The organism is Candidatus Tumulicola sp. (assembly GCA_036490475.1).
Taxonomy (GTDB): domain Bacteria; phylum Vulcanimicrobiota; class Vulcanimicrobiia; order Vulcanimicrobiales; family Vulcanimicrobiaceae; genus Tumulicola.
Window position 1 is genome coordinate 254068 of sequence record DASXDT010000006.1, and the last position, 20101, is coordinate 274168.

The 20101-nt window shown below is 58.0% G+C and carries 25 protein-coding genes; 8 read left to right on the forward strand and 17 right to left on the reverse strand.

The window, feature by feature from the left end; translation table 11 throughout:
* Positions 1-5 precede the first annotated feature (5 nt).
* Positions 6-206, forward strand: a complete 201-nt coding sequence (locus VGF98_08840) for a helix-turn-helix transcriptional regulator (GenBank protein ID HEY1681726.1) — start codon at positions 6-8, stop codon at positions 204-206.
* Here VGF98_08840 and VGF98_08845 read toward each other — a convergent pair.
* On the reverse strand, positions 203-1138 hold the full coding sequence (locus tag VGF98_08845; protein HEY1681727.1) for a hypothetical protein: 936 nt from the start codon (positions 1136-1138) through the stop codon (positions 203-205). The two genes, VGF98_08840 and VGF98_08845, sit on opposite strands and share 4 nt — an antisense overlap.
* Positions 1135-1602: a hypothetical protein gene (locus tag VGF98_08850; GenBank protein HEY1681728.1), complete on the reverse strand. Its 468-nt coding sequence runs from the start codon at positions 1600-1602 to the stop codon at positions 1135-1137. Before VGF98_08850 ends, VGF98_08845 begins: the two co-directional genes overlap by 4 nt.
* A 91-nt stretch (positions 1603-1693) precedes the next feature.
* Between VGF98_08850 and VGF98_08855 the strand changes: the two genes are divergently transcribed.
* On the forward strand, positions 1694-2026 hold the full coding sequence (locus tag VGF98_08855; GenBank protein ID HEY1681729.1) for an NIPSNAP family protein: 333 nt from the start codon (positions 1694-1696) through the stop codon (positions 2024-2026).
* Here VGF98_08855 and VGF98_08860 read toward each other — a convergent pair.
* Together VGF98_08860 and VGF98_08865 are read right to left on the reverse strand one after the other, a co-directional pair.
* Positions 2007-3095, reverse strand: coding sequence for a patatin-like phospholipase family protein (locus VGF98_08860; protein HEY1681730.1), 1089 nt, complete (start codon positions 3093-3095; stop codon positions 2007-2009). The genes VGF98_08855 and VGF98_08860 overlap by 20 nt on opposite strands.
* A gap of 158 nt (positions 3096-3253) precedes the next feature.
* The gene (locus VGF98_08865; GenBank protein ID HEY1681731.1) at positions 3254-4093 is read right to left on the reverse strand and encodes a DUF6519 domain-containing protein; all 840 of its coding nucleotides are present in this window, start codon (positions 4091-4093) and stop codon (positions 3254-3256) included.
* Between the two features lie 404 nt (positions 4094-4497).
* On the opposite strand from VGF98_08865, the gene VGF98_08870 reads away from it, so the two are divergent.
* Positions 4498-4869 carry a hypothetical protein gene (locus VGF98_08870; protein HEY1681732.1) on the forward strand — a complete coding sequence of 124 codons (372 nt, stop codon included), beginning with the start codon at positions 4498-4500 and terminating at the stop codon, positions 4867-4869.
* Positions 4870-5025: 156 nt separating this feature from the next.
* Here the strand turns inward: VGF98_08870 and VGF98_08875 are convergent, their stop codons facing one another.
* The 8 genes from VGF98_08875 to VGF98_08910 all read right to left on the reverse strand — a co-directional run bounded on the left by VGF98_08875 (position 5026) and on the right by VGF98_08910 (position 12738).
* Positions 5026-6288, reverse strand: coding sequence for a choice-of-anchor tandem repeat GloVer-containing protein (locus VGF98_08875; GenBank protein HEY1681733.1), 1263 nt, complete (start codon positions 6286-6288; stop codon positions 5026-5028).
* Positions 6289-6355: 67 nt separating this feature from the next.
* Positions 6356-7228: a retropepsin-like aspartic protease gene (locus tag VGF98_08880; protein ID HEY1681734.1), complete on the reverse strand. Its 873-nt coding sequence runs from the start codon at positions 7226-7228 to the stop codon at positions 6356-6358.
* 25 nt (positions 7229-7253) lie between these two features.
* Positions 7254-8207, reverse strand: coding sequence for a hypothetical protein (locus VGF98_08885; protein HEY1681735.1), 954 nt, complete (start codon positions 8205-8207; stop codon positions 7254-7256).
* A 14-nt stretch (positions 8208-8221) separates the two neighbouring features.
* Positions 8222-9280 carry a hypothetical protein gene (locus VGF98_08890; protein HEY1681736.1) on the reverse strand — a complete coding sequence of 353 codons (1059 nt, stop codon included), beginning with the start codon at positions 9278-9280 and terminating at the stop codon, positions 8222-8224.
* A gap of 587 nt (positions 9281-9867) precedes the next feature.
* Positions 9868-10236 (reverse strand): MarR family transcriptional regulator, encoded by a 369-nt coding sequence (locus tag VGF98_08895; GenBank protein HEY1681737.1) that lies wholly within the window; start codon positions 10234-10236, stop codon positions 9868-9870.
* Between the two features lie 109 nt (positions 10237-10345).
* On the reverse strand, positions 10346-10903 hold the full coding sequence (locus tag VGF98_08900) for an isochorismatase family protein (protein ID HEY1681738.1): 558 nt from the start codon (positions 10901-10903) through the stop codon (positions 10346-10348).
* A 12-nt stretch (positions 10904-10915) separates the two neighbouring features.
* Positions 10916-12283, reverse strand: a complete 1368-nt coding sequence (locus VGF98_08905; protein HEY1681739.1) for an MFS transporter — start codon at positions 12281-12283, stop codon at positions 10916-10918.
* Positions 12284-12300: 17 nt separating this feature from the next.
* The gene (locus tag VGF98_08910; GenBank protein HEY1681740.1) at positions 12301-12738 is read right to left on the reverse strand and encodes a MarR family transcriptional regulator; all 438 of its coding nucleotides are present in this window, start codon (positions 12736-12738) and stop codon (positions 12301-12303) included.
* 58 nt (positions 12739-12796) lie between these two features.
* Here VGF98_08910 and VGF98_08915 point away from each other — a divergent pair, with 58 nt between their 5' ends.
* Both VGF98_08915 and VGF98_08920 read left to right on the forward strand, forming a co-directional pair.
* Positions 12797-13120, forward strand: a complete 324-nt coding sequence (locus VGF98_08915; GenBank protein HEY1681741.1) for a hypothetical protein — start codon at positions 12797-12799, stop codon at positions 13118-13120.
* Positions 13121-13214: 94 nt separating this feature from the next.
* Positions 13215-13685: a DUF1203 domain-containing protein gene (locus VGF98_08920; protein ID HEY1681742.1), complete on the forward strand. Its 471-nt coding sequence runs from the start codon at positions 13215-13217 to the stop codon at positions 13683-13685.
* Between the two features lie 3 nt (positions 13686-13688).
* Here VGF98_08920 and VGF98_08925 read toward each other — a convergent pair whose 3' ends face one another.
* The 3 genes from VGF98_08925 to VGF98_08935 form a co-directional block, all read right to left on the reverse strand.
* A complete protein-coding gene (locus tag VGF98_08925) occupies positions 13689-15017 on the reverse strand; it encodes a DUF1254 domain-containing protein (GenBank protein HEY1681743.1) in 1329 nt (442 codons plus the stop codon).
* A gap of 101 nt (positions 15018-15118) precedes the next feature.
* Entirely contained in the window at positions 15119-16015 is an 897-nt protein-coding gene (locus VGF98_08930) for a hypothetical protein (GenBank protein ID HEY1681744.1), read from the reverse strand.
* Between the two features lie 184 nt (positions 16016-16199).
* Positions 16200-16751, reverse strand: coding sequence for a sigma-70 family RNA polymerase sigma factor (locus VGF98_08935; GenBank protein ID HEY1681745.1), 552 nt, complete (start codon positions 16749-16751; stop codon positions 16200-16202).
* A 692-nt stretch (positions 16752-17443) separates the two neighbouring features.
* Between VGF98_08935 and VGF98_08940 the strand changes: the two genes are divergently transcribed.
* From VGF98_08940 to VGF98_08950, 3 genes are all read left to right on the forward strand, one after another.
* Complete coding sequence (locus VGF98_08940; protein ID HEY1681746.1) at positions 17444-17587, forward strand: hypothetical protein; 144 nt, start codon at positions 17444-17446, stop codon at positions 17585-17587.
* Positions 17588-17879: 292 nt separating this feature from the next.
* A complete protein-coding gene (locus tag VGF98_08945; protein ID HEY1681747.1) occupies positions 17880-18431 on the forward strand; it encodes an RNA polymerase sigma factor in 552 nt (183 codons plus the stop codon).
* On the forward strand, positions 18421-19050 hold the full coding sequence (locus VGF98_08950) for a hypothetical protein (GenBank protein ID HEY1681748.1): 630 nt from the start codon (positions 18421-18423) through the stop codon (positions 19048-19050). Before VGF98_08945 ends, VGF98_08950 begins: the two co-directional genes overlap by 11 nt.
* A gap of 146 nt (positions 19051-19196) precedes the next feature.
* Here VGF98_08950 and ssb read toward each other — a convergent pair whose 3' ends face one another.
* Together ssb and rpsF are read right to left on the reverse strand one after the other, a co-directional pair.
* Positions 19197-19664 carry a single-stranded DNA-binding protein gene (gene ssb / locus VGF98_08955; protein HEY1681749.1) on the reverse strand — a complete coding sequence of 156 codons (468 nt, stop codon included), beginning with the start codon at positions 19662-19664 and terminating at the stop codon, positions 19197-19199.
* Between the two features lie 19 nt (positions 19665-19683).
* Positions 19684-20034, reverse strand: coding sequence for a 30S ribosomal protein S6 (gene rpsF, locus VGF98_08960; protein ID HEY1681750.1), 351 nt, complete (start codon positions 20032-20034; stop codon positions 19684-19686).
* Positions 20035-20101: the final 67 nt, after the last annotated feature.

Here is a 20101-nt window from a genome sequence, read left to right on the forward strand (position 1 = left end):
GAACGATTGCCAATCGGGTTAGGCTGCTTCGTTTTACGAACGGCGAGATGTCGCAGGAACAACTAGGCGTTAGCGTCGGGGTGACGCGGCAAACGATCGCGGCCATCGAGGCTGGGAAATACGCGCCTTCCCTAGAGACGGCGTTCCGAATCGCGCACGTCTTCGGAGTGCCGCTCGGCGATGTCTTCGATTGGTCGCCTAGCTAGATGCATATCCGAGGCATCGTGTCGACATTTACGGCCAACACCCGATCTGTATCGTCAAACGTTATCTCGACGTGCGTCCGCGTCCCGCAAAAGAAATCGAAGGCGCCAAAAAAATACAGATCCACCTCTGGGCTGGCAATCGACTTCGGAGGATTCAATTTGAAAATGTCGCCACATGCGCCATCTTGTTTTGGCAACTGCTCGCCCTGATACGGCCACTCTCCGCTTGCAATATCGCTCGTATCGCAACTGGCGCCAAAAACGACGCCGTTCTTCTCTTGATTCATGGGTGCTGGAACTGGTTTGCCTTTGATAAACGACCAGTTATATGCCGTCAAACCTTTGGAACGAAGCAACTGATAGGCAAACGAGCGTGACACGCCTGGTCGCACATGTCCTTGAATCCAGCTTACCTCGGCGGCCGCGAACGCCGCCGACTGGTCGCTCGCCGATTGAAACGCTTGCACGACCGCGTGCGCTAGCGTGCGCCGTTCCTGTGCGTTGGTAGCCTTTGCATAAAGCGACTGAAGTTTCGGCCCTGCCCCTCCGCTATCCAGCACTGCGAGCGTCATCGCGAGAAGGTATTGATTGCCGGCATCGGGTGGGCTGTCGTGCTCCGAGTGTCCGGGAGCGATCCAAACGATCTCAGATGCGGGTGGACCCGAATCTAATCCCCTGTACGATGCGAACTGTTCATTCATAGGCATGTCCGAGCGTTTCTTCATCACCTTTGTAATCGGTGGATACGGCGCACTCGGTGCATTCATCTGTTTCAAGAATGCACCAATGTCATCCCATCCAAATGGTTGTCCCTGTACGGTTACGTCGATCGGCGCAATGGGCTGTTTCGGCATATCCGACAGGGTCGGGACCGGCCAAAGAACGATCGTCCCGATGACCAGTGCAGCGATAGCACGCCGGACCCGCTTCACTGCACCGGTACGAACCGAATCGCCGCCAACTTACCGTCTTTATCGAGACCAAACACTTCGTAGATAGAAGTCGACTTAAACGAAACCTTGTAAATGTATGCCGTTACACCTTGGGTCGTTTGCTCGCCCGAAATCACGAACGTTACGGGTTCACCGAGCGGTGCCAGCTGCTGACTAACTTGCTTCACTAAATCCGGCGTTAGCGCAGTGTTCATTTCTGCATTGAGCTGCGTACGATCGAGGTTACCGGTCTGAAAACGGTGCAGCCACTCTTTTGCGCGAGCGGTTATCTCCGGTGCGACGGTCGGGGCCGGCGCCGTAGAAGCCGTAGCTGCCGTAGCCGGCGAGGGGCTTGCCGCAGGTGTGGGCGACGCTGCGATCGTGGATGCCGCCGCGTTCAAGGGCGCGAGAAACTTCGGTACAAACAAAACCGCCAAAACCGCGGCGAATAGTAGCTTGCTCATGCGCAGGGGTGCGTTTCTGGTGGCTTTTTTACCTGCCGGTCTTTAACGCGCGCTAGAGGAAGTCGGGCAATCGATGGTCGAGTCTGTATGCGTGATTACGGTTTTCATTCGCTACCAGATCGACCCGTTTCAACGCGAGGCGTTCAAGGAATACGCAGACGTTTGGGGACGTGTTATCCCCCGCTGCGGCGGCCGCCTTATCGGCTACTTCTTGCCGTACGAAGGCACGAACGACATCGCTTGGGGCTTAATCGCATTCGATTCGCTGGCGGCGTACGAAGAGTATCGTCGCCGCCTACGCGAGGACGTGGAAGGGCGCGCGAACTTCGCGTTCGCTCAGGAACGAAAACTAATTCTGCGCGAAGAGCGAACCTTTACCGAGATCGTTCCTAGCACGTTTGGCACTACGACCAAAACGCCTTAATTTTTGCCGCGTCGGTGACACCGCGGTTGGTGCCGAACTCAATCGCCACTGGAATCAGTGCCGGATCGACTAAGTTGACTTTGGAATATCCGGGCGGGCAGCCGACGACGATCAACTGAACTTGGGAGCCGCCAGCCTCGAGATTCTTGATCTCTTGATGGAGCGAGTTCGGAAAGTGGCTGAGGCGCAATCCCTGTGCGGCATCGCGCTCGTCGTCCCCCGACGCTAGGGATACGATCAGCACTCGTTTCGCGCCGCCGAGGACGTCGGAATGCGTTGAGGTTGCGCAGGTTCCGCCATCCATGCAGCGGCGATCTTTTAACCATGTTGGTCCCGCGAGTCCGGGCCATGACGAACTCGCCGATATTGCGTCGATTGCTGCAACGCCGTCTTTCTCGCCGACAATAAGGCGCTGTGCAGTGTAACAGTCGATCGCGCTCGTATGAAATTTGGGCGAGGGCCATGCCTTGCCGGCGCCCGTCAGGCGATTGATGAGCGACTGCCACTCTCCAACCGGATTCGTATGTGCGGCCATCGCGGCGCGACCCAACTCTTGAATGTTCTGAACGCTTGCGGTCGGCAGCGTGTTGCCGACATAATCGGCTCGTTTCGAACTGAACGGCGGATTGAGCGAGTAATTCATCGATGCGGGATTGCGGCCGAACGCTTCCATCTGGGCCTTCATGCGCGCGGCGGCGTCCTTTAGAATCGCGTAAGTGCCCAATGTTCCGGCAGACGTTCCGATCATAACGTCGGCGATTTGCAGATCCACGCCGTTCTTTGCGAGCGATGTTAGATAGCCCGAATAAAACGAGACGAGATAGATCGCGCCGCCACTCATTGCGAGTCCCCGCTCTTTTCCGACCCCAAGCGGCGGCGTGTACGGAATCGGATGCGCGAGTCCGTCGTTTGGCGGAATCCCGGTCGCGAGCGAAGACGGCTTCGTTGCGGTGGGCGTATCGGCAAACGCCCTGCCGGAACCGGCGAGTCCGAGCGCCGCAACCGCACCCATTGCCGACGCAATCGCGCTACGGCGCGTTAACCCGGAGCTTTTAGATGGTGACGTCATTTCTGCGTCAATTTTGCGCCCGGCGTGCGCTTGCTCCTCTTGCTATGGCGTGGGTAATCGCTAGCGGGCCAAGTCGCCAGCTGACTTGCTGCACGACATTGGCGCGTCCGGTGAGCGCCGACTGTTGCTAAACAAATGGTCGGTTCGAAGCGACGCTCTTATGCGTCTTCCGCGCATGACGTAATTGCCGGTGCGCTTCCGGTCAAGTCGAGAACGGCTAGCGGCAGATAGTGGTGGGTCACGCCCTCGGGAGCTTTGGCCACCGGATAGACCGTAACGGCGCCTAGAACATCGGTGTCGGTTTCCGTCGGCCAAATAACGTCGCCGGTTGCGACCCGCGCGGGGATTAACCAGTAATCGCCCGTTTGGTACGCAGCCTGGTCGCCGTTTGGAAAGCGCACTTGAACGCCATCTTCCAGGTCGAGCCATGTATCGCCGACGATCTGTGCCGCGCCATTGACAAGTGTCAGACCGCCCGAAGCCGGATCACCGGCCTCTTGATTCCAAAGCCGAAGGAGCGGGTGCGCGGACGGATCCGTACCAGTCGTCGTTCCGCTGTTGCCGTTCAACGTGACCAACATGGCGGTTCGATCGATCGCCTGTACTTGCAACAACGGATACGCAGCATTAGCCAGCGCCGACGTATCGTCTTCGACTTCAACGTAATCACCGATGTGTAAACCGAAGCGATCGTCGCGACCCAGGCTTCCGAGTACGACCTGCGTCGTTCCGTCGGCCACGTCGAGTTTGACGATCGGAAATACGACGGATCCGTTTTCGCGCGACCAGACGAACGTTGCCGGTTGCGCGGGATCGGCGGGCAGCGCGCGACCGTTGTGGATCTGGACTCGTATAGTTGGTTTTCCGGCCCACGATACTGCGAATCCGGTGCGATGGTGCAGGGGTCGGTCGACTCCACGCCCGGCAGCGCTCGTGCCTGCAACCAGCCACTCGCGTTTGGCTGCAAGGAAGTGGCAAGGGCTTGCACCGTCAAACACTTCGGCGGTGACGGCGCGGGAGCCGGCTTGCCTTTAATAGCACGGATTGGCGGAGGAGGCTGCATTTGCAGGGCGCGTACTTGCCACACAACTTGCGTGCGTGCAGCGGTGTCAGGACCGTTGAGCGCAACCTCGCGGATCGAAGCGTCCTGCAGATACGTTATAATGCGTTCCCATACGTCGAGATAAATCTGGTAAAGATTTCCACTTGTAAGCGGCGAGCCGGTTAGACCGGGCTGGGAAACGTACGTTACCAAACGCTGCAAACGCAGACCGGTAGCATTCTGCAATGGGGTCACGTCTGCGTCCAGCGTTAGCGTGGACGAACCATAGGCCGTCGCCACGATTTTCCCATCGACTTCCACCGGCCCACCCGACGTATCGACCCCGGTCACCGAAACGTATTGTCCGACCCCGAAGGCGCGCTCGTCGACGGTCCACGCAGCCACGGAAACGTTGTGCGGAGGGGTTACCGCCGTGACGGCAACTGGTGTAGACTCAGCTTCACAGAGGATGCCATCGACCCAACGATCGCCTGCGCCTATGATGAAGTCGTTCGTGAGATTGCCAAGCGGTGCTACGTTGAATCCGCCACCGCCGCCGTTTGGGAATACGGCCGCAGCCAGACGTCGAAGTATGTGCAGCTGGATATCGGCTTGCTCGTTCCAATCCGCATCCAGCTGCACGCGGCCTTGCTGCATGACCACGCGACTGAAATGCTTGATTGGGTCGAAGCTTTTGCGAGTGTTGTCGGCCCCCACCTGATTGCTCCTTAGCTAGCGTAGATGATGCCGGTATCGGTTCCGGCCGGAGTGTACTCGTTGAGACGCTGCGCGAGTGCACCTAGGAGTGGAACCGGTTCCCGAAACGACCGAACTTATACGGAGCGTTATGCACCCCGGCTGGGCTGCATTCGATGGACCTATCTTGTACTATGGCGTGAGCTCGAAAATTGTTCCCTGGCCTTTCGTTCCTCCGGCGACGGTCGTGCCCACAAATTTTCCATTTGCTTCTTGCGTGAGGCCATAGTACGGATACTGTCCGTCGCTGGCTCCGCCGAAGCTATGCAGTACTTTCTCTTTGCCGGTTTTTGCGTTGACGCTGAAGATCGTACCGCAGTCGCACGAACCGCCTCCGCCGGATGTCGTGCCGTACAGTTGCGTGGTCGATCCAAAGATCAACGTGCTCGTACTCAAGCTGCCGTCGTTGCCACCCTTGAAATTATACAGAACCCGTTCGGAGTATTTGCTGCCCTTGCGAGCGAGTTCGAACACGGCGCCTAGACCGTTAGCGCCACCATAATAGGTGGTTCCATACAGATTGCCGGCCGCATCCGCGACGAGCCCGCCGTATGGGGAACCGGCGTCGGGCGTCCCTTTGAACGTGTAGAGCGTCGTTAGCTTTCCCTTACCGTTCGCGCCGGTCGACACTCGATAGACCGTTCCGTTACCTGATTCGCCGCCGGTTTCGGTTACGCCGAAGAGATTTCCAGACGAATCGCGCAGCAACGCGCCAAGGCTGCCGGTTCCGCCATCGCGCTTTCCGGTAAATGCGTGTAGCACGTTCACTTTGCTTTTGCCGTTCTGCAACTCGTAAACCGTGCCGACGCCTGCCGTTCCACCGTCGGGCGCCGTGCTGTAGATATTTCCCGACTGGTCGATCGTTAGCGGAGTGCCGGGTCCGAAGCCGTCCTTTAAGCCGGTGAACCCATACAAGACGCGCTCGACACCCGATGCATATTGGAAAACGACGCCGCAACCATCGCCGGTGCAGTATCCTGTACCGCCCGCAACGGTCGTTCCGTCGAGATTTCCCTTTGCGTCAATGGTGACGCCCCCGTGCGGGTTCTTACCGTCTCCGTAACACGTAAAGCTGTACAGCGCCGATTCTGTCCACGGCGGATTGGCCTGTGGCTGCGCTTCAAAGATCGTTCCGCACTGATACGGCCCGCCGATCACCGTCGTGCCATACACGTTTCCGCTCTTGTCGAGAGCGAGCTGCGTCGCGGCATTGCCGCCGTCGTTCCCGCCCGTGAAATTGTAGACGACTTGCTCGTTACTGGAATTTCTTTGCGCGTGCGCGCTGGTTGCATTGGTGGCCGAAGGAACTAAGGCGGAGTTCTGGCCTCCGCAGCCGGCTATCAAGAACGCAGCGATACCAATAGTCGATAGCTTATATAAGCGAGAAACGGTCATGACGTGCTCCTCATCATCTCCGCGGTGCAACAGATTTGGTTCTTTCAACATCGGCGCAAACCCACATTCATTTTGGGATCGCCGACGGCCCGGGAACGAAATACGCCTGATAATGCGCGTAGTCGAACGTTATACTAAAAAATGAGAGAAGGTTTCGCCCAAGAATGCCGTCTTGCGAAGTTCGAGGTGGATTTGCGATCGCCACTTGGCAATGCGTGATCGTCACATTACCCAACGTTATGGGCGGACTGTCAAATATCGGTTCCAAACGGTCGCCATCGACGCCCGAGGTAGTGGCATTTCCGTGAAAAAAGCCCAGTCGGAGCGTTTTAGCAAACGTACCCTCCAACTCGTTTTGATCGGATCCGGTGTCGAGAAGAAACCGTCCTGGCTGCGACCCGATCGTCGCCGTTACAACAGGTGTGTTCGCCGAAAGATCGAGGGGCATCGGCACGATGCCCGGCGGTGGCACGTACGTTCTGGGCGGATAGAACGTTACAACTTGGTGCGGATAATCGATCGTGATGACGTTGGCATGAAAAAAAGCACCGCCTATTAGGCCGGATACGTGGTAACCGCGGGTTTCGAATCCGTAACGCGGAAGGACGAGAAATCGCGCGGTGGGAGCACGCACCGCACCGATACTGACCGGAAGCGGTTGCGAATAGTGCGTAACCGGGTTCACCTTGGCGCCGATACTTGCGGCACTTTGGGCACCGAGGACGAGCGATGACGTTCCGGTGTCGAGATGCAGCCAAACTGGATGACCGTTAATCTCCGCCTTGAGAAGCACTCGCCCTACAAAAACGGCGGGGAGGACAACCGGCGTCGCACTGGTCGATGAAAAGAGCGGAACCTCACGCGGCAGTGGCGTCGGTGCCGCGCCATCGCCCACCGACGCCAACAGAACAGCAGCCAGCAAAAACGGAGCCGCTATCATACTCGAAACCCAGACCCTTGCCGGTCTACAATCCCTCGGGAGAAACGGCCACGCCATCGATCGACGTCGCACCGTTATTCAATGTGGTGATGTATTTACCCGATGGATAGTCGTACACTAGCACTCCGTCGACTTCGTCGTCTTGAATATAGAGATGTTTAAACGACGAATCGAATGCGATATTGACCGGATCTTGTAGTCCTTGTGTGATGGTTTGCGACGGCGAAGTGCTGCCTGGCGGAAAGACGTACACTGCCGCGGCATTCTGGTCTGCAACGAGTAGATTGCCGCTGCCGTCGGTCGCATCACCGGCTGCCCAGCCGATTGAAAGATTGAGATTCTTACCGGTTTTCGAGCCAGGCGCATACTCGTTCACCGCACCTGGTCCTGCCCCGTGCGCTCCAGTGTTGTACGAAACATACACGTTGCCGTGCGAGTCGAGCGCTACGCCATGCGCCGGATATCCAATCGGAATAGTCAACTTCGAGCGCGTGCTGCCTTTTGGAAATTCGACCACTTTCTCGCCAATGAAATCTACGATATATACGAGTCCCTTCGAATCGACTACGACGTTCAATGGATACGCGAAGCCGGTATACCGAAGCTTCCACGTCGTACTTCCCGGCGGATACATCGTGACGGTAAAGTTAGAATCGTTCGCGACATACAAATTGCCGTACTTGTCGACAAAGCTCCCGGACGGACCGGAAATACCGTCGGTTATTTGCCCGATCGGTGCCGGATTCGCGCCCGCACCGAGTTTCTTCGTATACAGGTAAACGATGTTACTCGTCGAGCTCGAGAGATATAGTACGCCTTTGGACATCGAGTTTGGAGCGATCCAACCCATCGGGCGATGCGACGAACTGGCAGCGGCACTACTTGGCACGCCGGCAACCGGCGACGAAGGCCCACTACACGCCGAGCCGAGCACGAGCAGCGCTATTGGAAGCGCGCCAAGTTTGTTTGCAAAGGTCACGAACGATTTCTCCTTTACCACGGATGCTGCGACAGCGGCGCCGCCGGATAGAGCGCAACGCCTTCGGGGCCGTCGACGCCATCGGTGATGGTGTCGACGAGTTTTCCGCTCGGATAGCTGAAGACGTCGACCGCGTTATCGACCGAATCGCCGACGAAGATTCGCGATTCCGAATGATTGAGTCGCACGGAAATCGGGTTGTACATCGACTGCGCAAACGTCTTGGACGGCGACGCCGAACCCGGCGGGAAAACGAGTACCCCGGGCAATCGCTGATCGGCCGTAACGATATCGCCGGATTTATCGAGGACGATACCACCCGGCGCTCCCGTATCTATGCCGAGATCGGTCCCCGGCGATTTTCCCGCTAGATATTCTAAAACGATCCCGTTCGAAAAGCTAGATGTATACGTCGTCACGTACGTGTTGCTCTTCGCGTCGACCGCAACGTCGATCGGGTACGGAATGCCGGTAAGCGTCGAACTTTGCGAGTTCGTGCCCTGAGGAAAGATCGCCACCGAACCACCCCCAAGATTCGTCACATACACATTTTGCTTATCATCGACGGCGACGGCGCCGGGCGATGAGAGCCCTTGGGAATACGTAAAGCTCACGCTCGTACTGCCCGCCGCATATTCCGTGACCGTATTGCTGGGAGTGTTCGTAACGTACAGATTGCCTTTAGCATCGGTCGCGGCGCCTTCCGGGCCTCGAACGCCGGCGGTAATCTCGCCGATCGGCGCTTGGTTTTGGCGCTTGCCGGTGACGCAGTAGATGCTCACATAGTCGAGCCAGTAACTCGAAACAAACAACTTCTGCTTGCACGTTTTCGCTGCCGGCGAGAGCCAGCCCGGACCCCGAGCGAGCGGATGTGTCGGCGGCCGCGTCTGCGCGAGTAGTTGCGGCGGCTCGAGCGAGACCGGAGCGGAGCCGTGGGCTCCCGGGGATAAACCGGCGTTCGCCGCGCCCGGCAACGCACTGGTTGCGGTGGTTTGTGCGGAGCACGCGGCGAGGAGCGTCAGCGTACACGCCAGTGCCCCACCGGCCGCGAAGATAGCAATCCGATTCGTCATGCAAGAACATTCGGAAAGTAGCCGGCGTCAACCCCCACTAGCTAGCGACCCGTCACTGAGCCGACGCTCGAACTCGGCAAACTTCTCTAGACTTTGCTCGCGCGCGGACCATGATCTGAGTAATTCTATGTCGACATCTGCTATCTTCGCTGCAGCAACTCCCACAGCGGCCCCAAGTGCCGTGTAATCTCCCCAATGATAAAAGTGAGCTAGCCGATCGCGTACGCAGTCTGTTACATGTAGGATTCGCAGAGTTAGATCACCACGTGTCAGAGTTGCAGTCTCATGCACATAATCGCCGCCTATTGCGAGCGGGCCTCGAGGAAAGTCCAACGAGAAATTGGTTTCCGGATGCACAAACATCCGCGATTTGCCGTCGCGTTCGAATCCGATCGAAGCGAGGGCTTCGACGATATCGGCAAGCGGTTCATCATTGGTAAGTACGAAATCGGCGTCTTCTGACGAATAGACATGTGCTGCGTACACCGTCGCCGCGCTGCCACCGGTGAGGACCGCGTTGATCCCATGCATTTCGAGAGCCTGAGAAACCGCGAAGCAAACCTCTGTCAGCGTACTTCGATTCGAGATCAAAGCGGTTTTCCTCGGCGGCGCGGTCGCGTCCGCCGCGACTCTTTGACAATCTGGTATTTTGGATATCCCTCGGCGACGCGCAAAAGAAAGGCCCTCAGTTCCCGAAAGGCGGGATAGTTGGGATTGAGAGCCACGCGTCTAACTGCGATCTGCCGTGTGGCAATCAGACCTTCTTCTTCCAGCTTGTCTAGCGTGCGCTGGATGGACGAAATGGTCGTATCAAGATAGCGACTGATTTCCGCCGGATAGGTTTCGCCGAGAACGGCGACCAGCATGAGCAGCGCTGTCCGCATACGCGACCCGAACAACGCTGGCGCGGGCAGTTCCCACCTCGGCTCCCCGGAGAACGCTGTGACGTTTGCCATGTAGTATACCTTCCGGTATACTATACTATACTTTTCAGTATACTTCAACTGTCCCCGATACACCGGAATCCAGCACGTTTCTCGAAAAAGTACGCCCTTGCGGAGCGCCCTACGTAGCCCGCAGTCTTGCTAGAGCTTCGGCGGTCGTAGTCACTTCAGCGATGCGGGGGTAGACGGCGCTCATCGCGTGCTTATGATTGTCGGCGCTCATGTCCGACATTGCATCCTCGACGACGACGACGTTGAAACCCAGGTCGTAGGCTTGGCGCGCAGTAGCTTCGACACCAACCGTCGTTGCGACGCCGGTCAGAAAAATCTGCGTTACACCGGCTCGGCGTAGGATCCGTTCGAGCGCGGTTCCGTAAAAGGCGCCGATTTGCAATTTGGTAACGATGTAATCGCTCGGCTGGCGGTCTAACTCCGGCACGAGTTCCGCCCAGCCGGCGGGCGGGTTGAAACTGATCGTCGAGTCGACGCGCCCGGGCGCGCGGCCCTCGACGTTGACGAGAATAACCGGCAAATTGCGCTTGCGGAATTCGCGTGCGAGTTCGGCGGTACGCTCGACGACATCGGCGGTCGCGTGCGGTCCGCACGGCATGCCGACGATGCCTTTTTGAAGGTCGATCACGACGAGTGCGGCGGCCTGGTCGAGTTGCGTGAGCGGCATACAATGGTTCCTTTATACGCGACCGCGCGGTAGCGTGCGATCGAAGATGGTGAGGATAAAAAGCACTGCGGCGGTCGCGGCCATAAGTATCGAAAGGGTGAGAAAACGACCGTTAGTCGCGCTCTGACCGTAGACGACGGCCAGAATGCTGGCGGCGACGATCGCGCCGAAGTACGACGCAGTACGTTGAAGGCCCGATGCCGCGCCGATTTCCTTCGCTTGCGCTTGAATATAGACGGCGGCTTGCGTGCTTACGAAGAACATGCCTTGCGGAAAACCCAACAGCACAGCGGCTGCGACGATGAGCCAAACAGGCGCACCGAACGTGACCGCACCGAGCGCGGCGCAGCCGAGCACCATCACGCCGATGCTGACGACGAACGGCATGCGAATGCCTTTCGTGCGTCCGCCGACGAACGATGAGATACCGGCGGCGACGGACATCGGGAGCATGATCGCGCCGGCTTGCGTACTCGAGAAGCCCGCGCCGCTTTCGAGCCATTGAGAAAATCCATACAGCATAGCATAGACGATCGTCGAGAGGACGCATGCGCGCAGGTAGGTGATGACCAGCGGTGTGTTGCGCGCGAGCATATGCACGTCGAAGAACGGCGCTGTATGAGCGCGCGAGTGTGCAACGAGTGCACCGCCGAGTACGATGGTGATCGCGAGCACCCACCACATTGGGTGTGTGAGACGCATCAGGAAACTCATCAAGCCGAACAGCGTCGCGCCGAAGAGCGCCAAGCCGAGAACGTCCAGTCCTTTGAGAAGTTTGGCGATCGTGAGTTGTTGCGGGGCATCTCTTGGCGTCCAGATGAAGACGAGGATTGCGGTGAGGAGCGCCAGCGGCAAGTTAACGGTGAAGATCGAGTGCCATCCAAACGCACCGGTGAGGATGCCACCGAGCAGCGGTCCGATCGCCATTGTGGAGATAGCTGCCAGCGAAAGAAAGCTCATCGCTGCGCGCGGCGGCGGAACGTTGAGATGATCGGCGCGGATGCGGAAAATTCGCATAGCGGCTGGATATGCCCCCGACGTGCCGATGCCCAGCAGCACGCGCGCGACGATGAGCAGGTTCAGCGATGTTGAGAACCAGCCAACGACGCCCGAAAGCGCGACGAGTGTCAGCGCGCACAGTAAAACGCGGCGCGGGCCGAAGAGGTCGGCCAGGCGACCCATCGTCGGTTGAGCGATCGCGCTTGCAAGGTAGAGAGCGGCGATAAGCCATCCGGCTTCGGCGGCGCTAACGTTGAGACCGTGTGAAATCGGAACGAGCGCCGTCGCGATCATGGTTGAGTTAATCGGATTCAAACACGAGCCGAGCGCGAGCGGCGCAACGAAGGTAAAGCCGAAGGCTTGTTGCTTCGACTTTACCACGGGGGCTGCAGTAGCGCTCAAGAATTCGCCAGTTTGCGCATCGGTTCGGCGGCGGAGAGGAGAGTGCGAAGTTCATTCTGCGTCAGTTGCGCGAGAGCTCCGGAGAGCCACGTACGTTTGAGACGCGAGCGCGTCTTGCGGATGGCGATGCCAGCTGTGGTGAGGGCGAATAAGATTTGACGGCCATCGGTTGGGTGCGAGCGCCTCCCGACCAGGCCTTGTTCCTCGAGCACTGCGAGGGTCGCACTCATCGATTGCGGCTTCACAGATTCTGTCCGCGCGAGATCGGCAGTCGTACTTGGACCGCGCTTTTCGAGCTGGCTGAGGACGACCGATTGCGACCAGGTTAGATTGTCGCCGCCGGCTTCAGCGCGGAGGCGCCGCACAAGCTGCGCGGTCGCTTGCAACAGGTTCTCGACGGACGCCTCGACGGGAGCTTCTACGATCTTAGCCATGGATTCCAGCATATCAGATTAGCAGGTAAACTTGCAAGTTTAACTGAACACTTTGATCATGTGGCTTCAGTATGTCGGCTATTTCCTCGGCGGCGCATTCTTGACCAACAGCATCCCGCATATCGTAAGCGGCGTGATGGGTCGCGCGTTTCAAACTCCGTTTGCGAAACCGCCAGGTCGAGGGCTATCGTCTTCAACCATCAATGTGCTGTGGGGCTTTTTCAATTTAACGCTCGCGTACGTCCTCATATGCCGTGTCGGGAATTTCGATCCACGCGCGTGGGACGCTCTCGCTGCGGGACTAGGCGCCCTCGCAATGGGTCTCTTCTCTGCCCGCACCTTCGGAGAACTTCACGGCGGGAATTCACCAAGCCGCTCGTAAGTTGCTCCGCGAGCACATAGCTCATCTGTTCGCTCGGCGATTCGACAGCAAGAATCGGAATGTCGAGGGGATCGAAAACGCCTAGAATTTTGGTATGAGCAATTTTAGGATCATCGGTCTCCAGCCGGCTGCGTTTACCGAATATTTCGGGAAAAGTGATGACGAGCTCTCGGCCTTAGGCGCGCGTCGGTACGTGGTAGATGAGAAGCCGGGATTTCCCGATCGCATCGAAATGCGCGATCTCGAGATCGGCGAAACGGCCATTTTGCTGAACTACGAGCATATGGATAAGCCGTCGCCCTATCGGGCGTCGCACGCGATTTTCGTTCTGGATGGTGCGAACCAGGCATACGATCGCGTGAATGAAATTCCGGAAGTGATGCGCTCGCGGCTTCTCAGCGCGCGATCGTTTTCTGCCGACGGGATGATGCTCGACGCCGACGTGTTCCCCGGCGCCGAGTTACGTGGATGGATTATGCAATCGTTCGCCGACCGCGCGGTCGACTTCATCGACGTGCACAACGCGAAGCGAGGGTGCTTTTCCGGACGAGTCGTTCGGGCTTAGACGCTATTGCGTGCGTTTCACCGGAGGCGGCGCCCACTGTCCGTTTAGCACCTGGCTTTTCGGCGCATACAGACGCATTGTCAAGTTGAAGTCGTCTGCGGGGGCGGGCAACCAGTTCGATTCCTTTTCCTTACCCGGAGACGCATGTTGAATGTAGAGATCGAGCGAGCCGTCCGGGTTAAACTGCAGAGCATCGCGATCGCCGATCGCGTTCCGATGCAAATCGTTCGCTGTCGGGAAGCCTTCCTTGTCGTATAACGTTACCGACCAGAACGCTTCCACCGGCGGGATTTGGTCCTTAGCGAAGTGCAGAACGTATCGGTTGCTACCGGTCAGCGGCTTCCCATCGGCGTCACCGAGATTGAGCGGATAGACCGCGTCTTCCGGTAGGTTAGCTCCAAGACCAACCATTCCAACGATGGCGCGCTTCAGATAGTAGTTTCCGTACACTCCCATCGTGTCGGTGTTCATTTGCCAGGCGTTCACGACGCGGGCGAGTGTAGGGATTTTCGATCGCATAGCGGCGAGAGCGTCGGGCACAGCGCGTTCCAGTGCGCGCCGAACCGTCGTATCGGCCTTTCCGAGATCGAACGATTGACCGGCCTCGATGCCGATGCGCCGCATCCGCGCGACAATAGGCTGGTCCGTACTGTGCGGCGGATGTAGTTTCAGGAGTTCGGCCGCGTAGGAGAAGAACGTGTCCGCAGCCATGCCCTCGATCTGGTGCATGGGAGCCGCTTTCATATCCACCGTCGGATCGATCGTTACCGTCGTAGGCTGCGGCGGTTTTCCTAGCTGGGAAAGCGGCGTGATGACGTAGCCATTCTGCACTTCATGAACGGCCTCGTAATCTTTTGTTCCATTGGTCTGCGTACGACCGATGATCCAAACGTATCGGGTCGGGGCATCGATGCGCTCGAGACCACTGGGAAGTTCCCCCCTCCATCCTGGCGGAACGACGGCAAATTGTACGGCACCAGTCCCCGTCGTGCGCTTTCCAGGGCAGGCAAAGACGTCCGACCACATGTCCAGCATCGGGAGCATGTAATACCGTCCGTGCGTGTCGGCGGCAGAAACGACCATCGGCTCCCGCGTAAGATCGAGCCACCCTATGGAGTACAACGTATCAAAGTTGGGTCTCACGACATCGCGAAAATCGGCCGGCGGAAACGACCGCACGCTCGTAAACGCGTTCATCGGTCCGCGTCCGATGACCTTACCTGCTTCCACGTTGACGGCTTGACGCCGCGTCGCGTCCATCAATGCTAGCGGATAAAAATAGGTGTACGCCTCGATTCCAATTTCGTAGGCTTGCTGTTCGTCGATCGTCAAATCAATTCTCCTAAAGTAATCCAATCTTCAACGCCTGCCTGTCTCCACCCGTTTCAAAGAAGGGCCGGGAAGGTGGCTACCAGGGATCGTCTCCCAAGCGTTTAGATTTCTTGCTTCGCCCGAAGCGTTGTACGGTCGACGGTGTATTTGACAGGTGATGTCGGCGACCGTAGCGGCAGTGCCCAGATCCGATATGCGTGGCCGCTCCGCTCGTTAAAGAGAATCTCACAGGTGAACTGCGGAGCGCTTCCACACGCTTTCGTTTCGAGTACGGCAGCAATTGCACGCACGCCGTCTGCAGACACCGCAACCTCTTTGACTACGTGGGACGATTGGTGCGCCCAATCCGGCTTTCCCGAAATCCATGGAAGATTGTCGACGACGCGCGTTCGCGAATCGGTAATCAACGGCTTGCGCTCTCGAGCCAGAGCAGCAATCTCGCCAAGATATGCGCGACCGACTAAAACGCTTCGCCCATCGTTTGGTGCGACCGAGTCGGCAACATCGGCGACGCCGGAATATCCGCGGTGAGATTCGACTCGGTACAATCTCGGCAGCGACTGTGCAAGACTATCCGAAGGCGTTGAGTGCTGCATCGCGGCCTCGACGTGCGCTTGCCTTGCAAAATTGCTTCGATCCGAAAAAATGACCGTCTCACCACCGACGCTCCAATGCTTCACGGTTGCGACCGGCGTCTTACTGCCGTTCGGAAGCAGAGGATTCGCGCCGTGCTCGATCACCGACGAGTCGGCCAGCGTCCAAGTCCATGCACTCCCGGTCTTGCCATTCTCATATTCGACCAAGATGACGTTCGGATGGTCTGCAGGGGAGAAGACGAGAAGATTTAGATGCAAATCCTCCGGCACGCCTAGCGGAAGTACGACGGGAAACGTCGCGGCGGCGACGACTCTACGCAGATCTTCGGGCGCCGGGTGCGTAATGGTGGCAAACGAGGTGATCGTCCCCGTCTCGCTGTTTCCCCAGAGCCAAATACGCATGCCGGACATCCTTGCTGCGAAGACCGAACCCGATCCAAGAACCGCAAGCGCTACAAGTGCGCAAGCAACGACTAGATGCGAACGATGCTGCGCGCGTCTCGCTCGAGAGCGGTCGCGGATCGAAGCGATGGGCAGTTTCGGAACCGGAATAGCCGCCTGCAAGCGCCGGCCGGCCTCTACAAAATCAGATGGCATTGCGCTGAACCTCCCACGTTGTCTTATATGGTTTGACATCATAGTCGCTCAGCAGCGAACGAAGCCGTTCGCGCGCTCTCGAAAGGCGAACGCGCACGCTGCCGTGTGAAATGCGCAGCGCGGCCGCGATCTCCTCACCACTGAGGCCTTCGAAGTAAAATAAGACGGTGACTTCGCGCAACTCGCTAGAAAGCGCCGCGAGCGACCGCCAGATGTCGAGAGATAACGTATCGACGGCAACGGTGACTTCTTCAATTGTTTCGGCAACCCGGCCGTGACGATGCCGAACGCGCGCCGATTCACGCATCACAACGCGATAGAGCCATCCATCAAAGGCCTCGACGCGTCGAAGGCGGCGAATCGTTCGATCCACGATTACGCAGGTTTCCTGGGCCGCGTCTTCGGCAAGGCCACGGTCGCCGGTCACCATAACCGCTAGCCGAAAGCATCCAGGCCAAATTCCGGAAATTAAATCCTCAACGGCGCTTTCACTACCGTTAACGGCGCGAGCGACGGTTTCTGGGGATGCCCACTGTCCCATAGGCCTCCTTTTTTGTGGATGATTCTTGTTCTATTATAGATATAGAGACTCGAAATGGTTCGAAATGTTACTAGTTCGAAAAAATACGTCCAACATGTCGCCCTTCGTACGAAAAAAAGCCCAGTTGATACAGGGCTTTTCACAGTGTCTCCAAGGCAGATTCCGGCATCTACCGTTATCTGCGTATTTTACCCGGTACCTAGTCGATAGATACCGCAAACGAGTCCATTAGAAGGGGATCACCACCACGGTGGCTTTGCGCCTGTTTCCGTCCTTGTCGTCCTAAGAGCGGATCACGTCGCACGCGATTTACGTGCGCCAAGGAGCGAGCCGAACGTGCGATCGAGTCGATGAAGCTCCGGAGGTGATGACGTCTCGGCTTCTCAGCGCGCGATCGTTTTTGACCGTCCCGGTACCGAGTTACGCGATGGGATTTTGAAATCGTTTGCCGATCCAGCGGTCGACTTCATCGACGTGCATAACGCAAAGCGCGGATGCTTTTCGAGACGGGTGCTGCGCGCGTAGTAGCCCGAGGACGCGCGCCTCGCGCAATTCGGAGGATGTTTGTCGCCGCGTCTTAAGCTAGCAAAGTGGACGATGCAAAAAGACTCGCGGCGGCGTTGAACGCACTGGTAAAGTCCCCCCAATTCTCCAATAGCAGAGCGCGAGCCGCGGCGCGGCAGGAGCCGCGGGTGAATTGGCCTGCAACCAAAGTTCAGAACGCCGACTTCAATCCCGACGTCGAAGGGTTCGAGTCGTTCGTGATGGCCGACGGCAGCACGTGCGAGTGGCTCGCCGGTCAGTTTCGATACGTTGCGAAGCCGGCGCGCCTTTAATTCCTCGCTTCAAACGTACAAAGAGAAAGGCCCGGTCGCAAGACCGAGCCCTTCCAAAAAAGCGTTGGGAACACGCAAGATTTCGCTGTTTTAGAACGGGGCTGTCTCACGAATTCCCGGATTTACCGCTATCTGAGCCAGGGGGCGGGATTTTCACGGTATCTCGGGCCTAAGACGGGTGGCCGAGATTAGGCTCCGGCATCAGCGGCTGAACGTCTTTCTCGGACGAATCAAACACTTCAACCCCTTTTGCGCTCTATAGGTCGATGTTACATATTGTACTAAGGAAAAAATGATGGGGCCTCAGGTACCGAAAGAGATCATCGAGGCAGCCCGCTCCGGGGGTCCGGCCGACGTCGAGCGGCTGCTCGAGGCCGTATGGGTCGACGCCTATCGCCTCGCGGTGGCGATCTTGCCTCATCGGCAGAGCGCCGAGGACGTCGCACAAGAAGCATGCGTTATCATGTTTCGCAGCATTGCGTCGTTGCGAAACCCCGAGGCCTTTCGCACCTGGTTCTATCGGATCGTAGTACGCGAGGCGCTTAAGCAGAAAAAGCTAGAGGCGGCATCCATGACGCTGTCGACGGACGTAGGCTACTGCGATGATCGCTCAGATCTCATCGATCTGTGGCGCGCCCTTGGGACGCTGTCCGATAAGTTGCGCACCGTCATCGTGCTCCATTATTTCGAAGCCCTCACGAGCCGCGAGATCGGTAGGATTCTGGGGATTCCTGAAGCCACCGTGCGGTTTAGATTGCTCACGGCAAGGCGTAAACTTCGACCGCTCCTCAAGGAACACGCTTCATCCACTCATTCGAAAGGCGAAGAGGTCTATGCACTCTGATCTATTGGTCATGAGTCGCGATGCGCGCGACCGGATCGAAGCCCCCCCGTTTCCGCTAGCGGCAATTCGTGCCGCAACCGGAGGTCCTGTGCGGCGCCCGTCGCGGCGGCGCTCCATCATAGCAATCTTTGTCACGGGCTTCTCGATCGCCGCGATTGCGGCAGCCGCTGAGGTGACGCATCAGGCGCATCTGACCTTCCTCCCGTCGGGTGGAATGGTCGTCTCGGCCGGCACTGCAAAATTTTCGTCGCGGGAGATTCATTCGGAAGCCGATATTCAAGACGCGACCAAGCAACTCGACTTTCAAGCCATTATCCCGACTGGCTTACCCAATGGCGCCACACCGGTGAAGATCGACATGGCCGGGACCGGCTTACTGGTCATAACGTATGCTCTCGCGGACCCACACGACGGCAAAGGTCATAAACTGTGGATATTCTTGGCGAATCCGGCAACGATTTCGCAATCCGCTGTGGCGCACTATCGCTCGCGCCATGGGTATGCGACCGAGCAATGGCGCCTAGGTACGGAGCAAGTCATCGTCGTCTCCGATGGTTTGACAAAGTCGGAGTTTGGAGCAATCAGAAACGCAACGGAGCGCTCCGCCTCCAATCCTTAACGCAAAATCGAATGATCCGGAGCAAGAAAGAGAGCCCCGTTGATTCAGGGCTCTCTTTTTGCTTCTGACGCGGACTACGCCATTTACCGTTATCTACCTATTTTACCGGTATCTAGGCGAAAATCGCTAGACACCGTGAGACAACATTAGAACGGAATCTCGTCTTCGATCTCCCCTTCGAAACCGCCGCCGCCAGACGAACCCGCGCCGGCCGGAGACGACGCTCCGCGGTTGTAACCGCCGCCGTTACCGCCCCCACTATACTCGCCGCCTTCTTCGCCCGATCCGCCGCTACCGGTGCGCGAGCCGAGCATCTGCATGTTGTCGATCACGACCTCGGTGGCTTTACGCTTGTTGCCGTCCTTGTCGTCGTACGAGCGGATCACGAGCCGGCCTTCGACCAGCGTGTTCGTGCCCTTCTTGAGATACGTGTTGCAGGTTTCACCGAGGCGGTCCCACGCAACGATGTCGACGAATGTCGTCTCTTCTTTGTTGCGCGGGTTGTTAACGGCGAGCGTGAACTTGGTCACGCCTTTGCCGGACTGCGTGTAGCGGATCTCCGGGTCGCGCGTTAGGTTGCCGACCAGGATGACGCGGTTGTACGAACCTGCCATCGCGTTCTCTCTTTCGCTATTAGTAGGGTAGTGTCGGCGGCGGCGGCGTTGCGGCAACAACCGCGGCCATGTGCCGGATCATTTTCTCGTCGAGCCGGACGACCAGCGCGCGCAAAACATCCTCGTGCAGTTTCAACAGCCGTTCGAGTTCCTTGGAGGCCGCGCCGTCGCTCTTGAACTGCATAACGACGTAGTTCCCCTCACGCACGTCATCGATCTCATAGGCCAGACGTTTTTTGCCCATGCGCTCGATGCCAACGACTTCGCCCTGCTGATTGCGGATGATGTCGGCGATTGCGTTGGAGCGCTCCTCGACCTCGTTCTCTTCGAGGGAGGGGCGGAGAATGTACGTTACTTCATAGTCGGTCATTGTGATCCCATCTGCGGACACCCGGCAAGCGGGCGGCCCGCCCACGCGGCGGGCAGCGGGTCGGATC

What these genes read in the sequence shown, in the direction of transcription:
- VGF98_08850 (HEY1681728.1), bottom strand. Translation starts at nt 1,602, where the DNA reads ATGAGCAAGCTACTATTCGCCGCGGTTTTGGCGGTTTTGTTTGTACCG.
- VGF98_08860 (HEY1681730.1), bottom strand. Translation starts at nt 3,095, where the DNA reads ATGACGTCACCATCTAAAAGCTCCGGGTTAACGCGCCGTAGCGCGATT.
- VGF98_08875 (HEY1681733.1), bottom strand. Translation starts at nt 6,288, where the DNA reads ATGACCGTTTCTCGCTTATATAAGCTATCGACTATTGGTATCGCTGCG.
- VGF98_08880 (HEY1681734.1), bottom strand. Translation starts at nt 7,228, where the DNA reads ATGATAGCGGCTCCGTTTTTGCTGGCTGCTGTTCTGTTGGCGTCGGTG.
- VGF98_08890 (HEY1681736.1), bottom strand. Translation starts at nt 9,280, where the DNA reads ATGACGAATCGGATTGCTATCTTCGCGGCCGGTGGGGCACTGGCGTGT.
- VGF98_08895 (HEY1681737.1), bottom strand. Translation starts at nt 10,236, where the DNA reads ATGGCAAACGTCACAGCGTTCTCCGGGGAGCCGAGGTGGGAACTGCCC.
- VGF98_08900 (HEY1681738.1), bottom strand. Translation starts at nt 10,903, where the DNA reads ATGCCGCTCACGCAACTCGACCAGGCCGCCGCACTCGTCGTGATCGAC.
- VGF98_08910 (HEY1681740.1), bottom strand. Translation starts at nt 12,738, where the DNA reads ATGGCTAAGATCGTAGAAGCTCCCGTCGAGGCGTCCGTCGAGAACCTG.
- VGF98_08915 (HEY1681741.1), top strand. Translation starts at nt 12,797, where the DNA reads ATGTGGCTTCAGTATGTCGGCTATTTCCTCGGCGGCGCATTCTTGACC.
- VGF98_08920 (HEY1681742.1), top strand. Translation starts at nt 13,215, where the DNA reads ATGAGCAATTTTAGGATCATCGGTCTCCAGCCGGCTGCGTTTACCGAA.
- VGF98_08930 (HEY1681744.1), bottom strand. Translation starts at nt 16,015, where the DNA reads ATGCGTATTTGGCTCTGGGGAAACAGCGAGACGGGGACGATCACCTCG.
- VGF98_08935 (HEY1681745.1), bottom strand. Translation starts at nt 16,751, where the DNA reads ATGGGACAGTGGGCATCCCCAGAAACCGTCGCTCGCGCCGTTAACGGT.
- VGF98_08945 (HEY1681747.1), top strand. Translation starts at nt 17,880, where the DNA reads ATGATGGGGCCTCAGGTACCGAAAGAGATCATCGAGGCAGCCCGCTCC.
- VGF98_08950 (HEY1681748.1), top strand. Translation starts at nt 18,421, where the DNA reads ATGCACTCTGATCTATTGGTCATGAGTCGCGATGCGCGCGACCGGATC.
- ssb (HEY1681749.1), bottom strand. Translation starts at nt 19,664, where the DNA reads ATGGCAGGTTCGTACAACCGCGTCATCCTGGTCGGCAACCTAACGCGC.
- rpsF (HEY1681750.1), bottom strand. Translation starts at nt 20,034, where the DNA reads ATGACCGACTATGAAGTAACGTACATTCTCCGCCCCTCCCTCGAAGAG.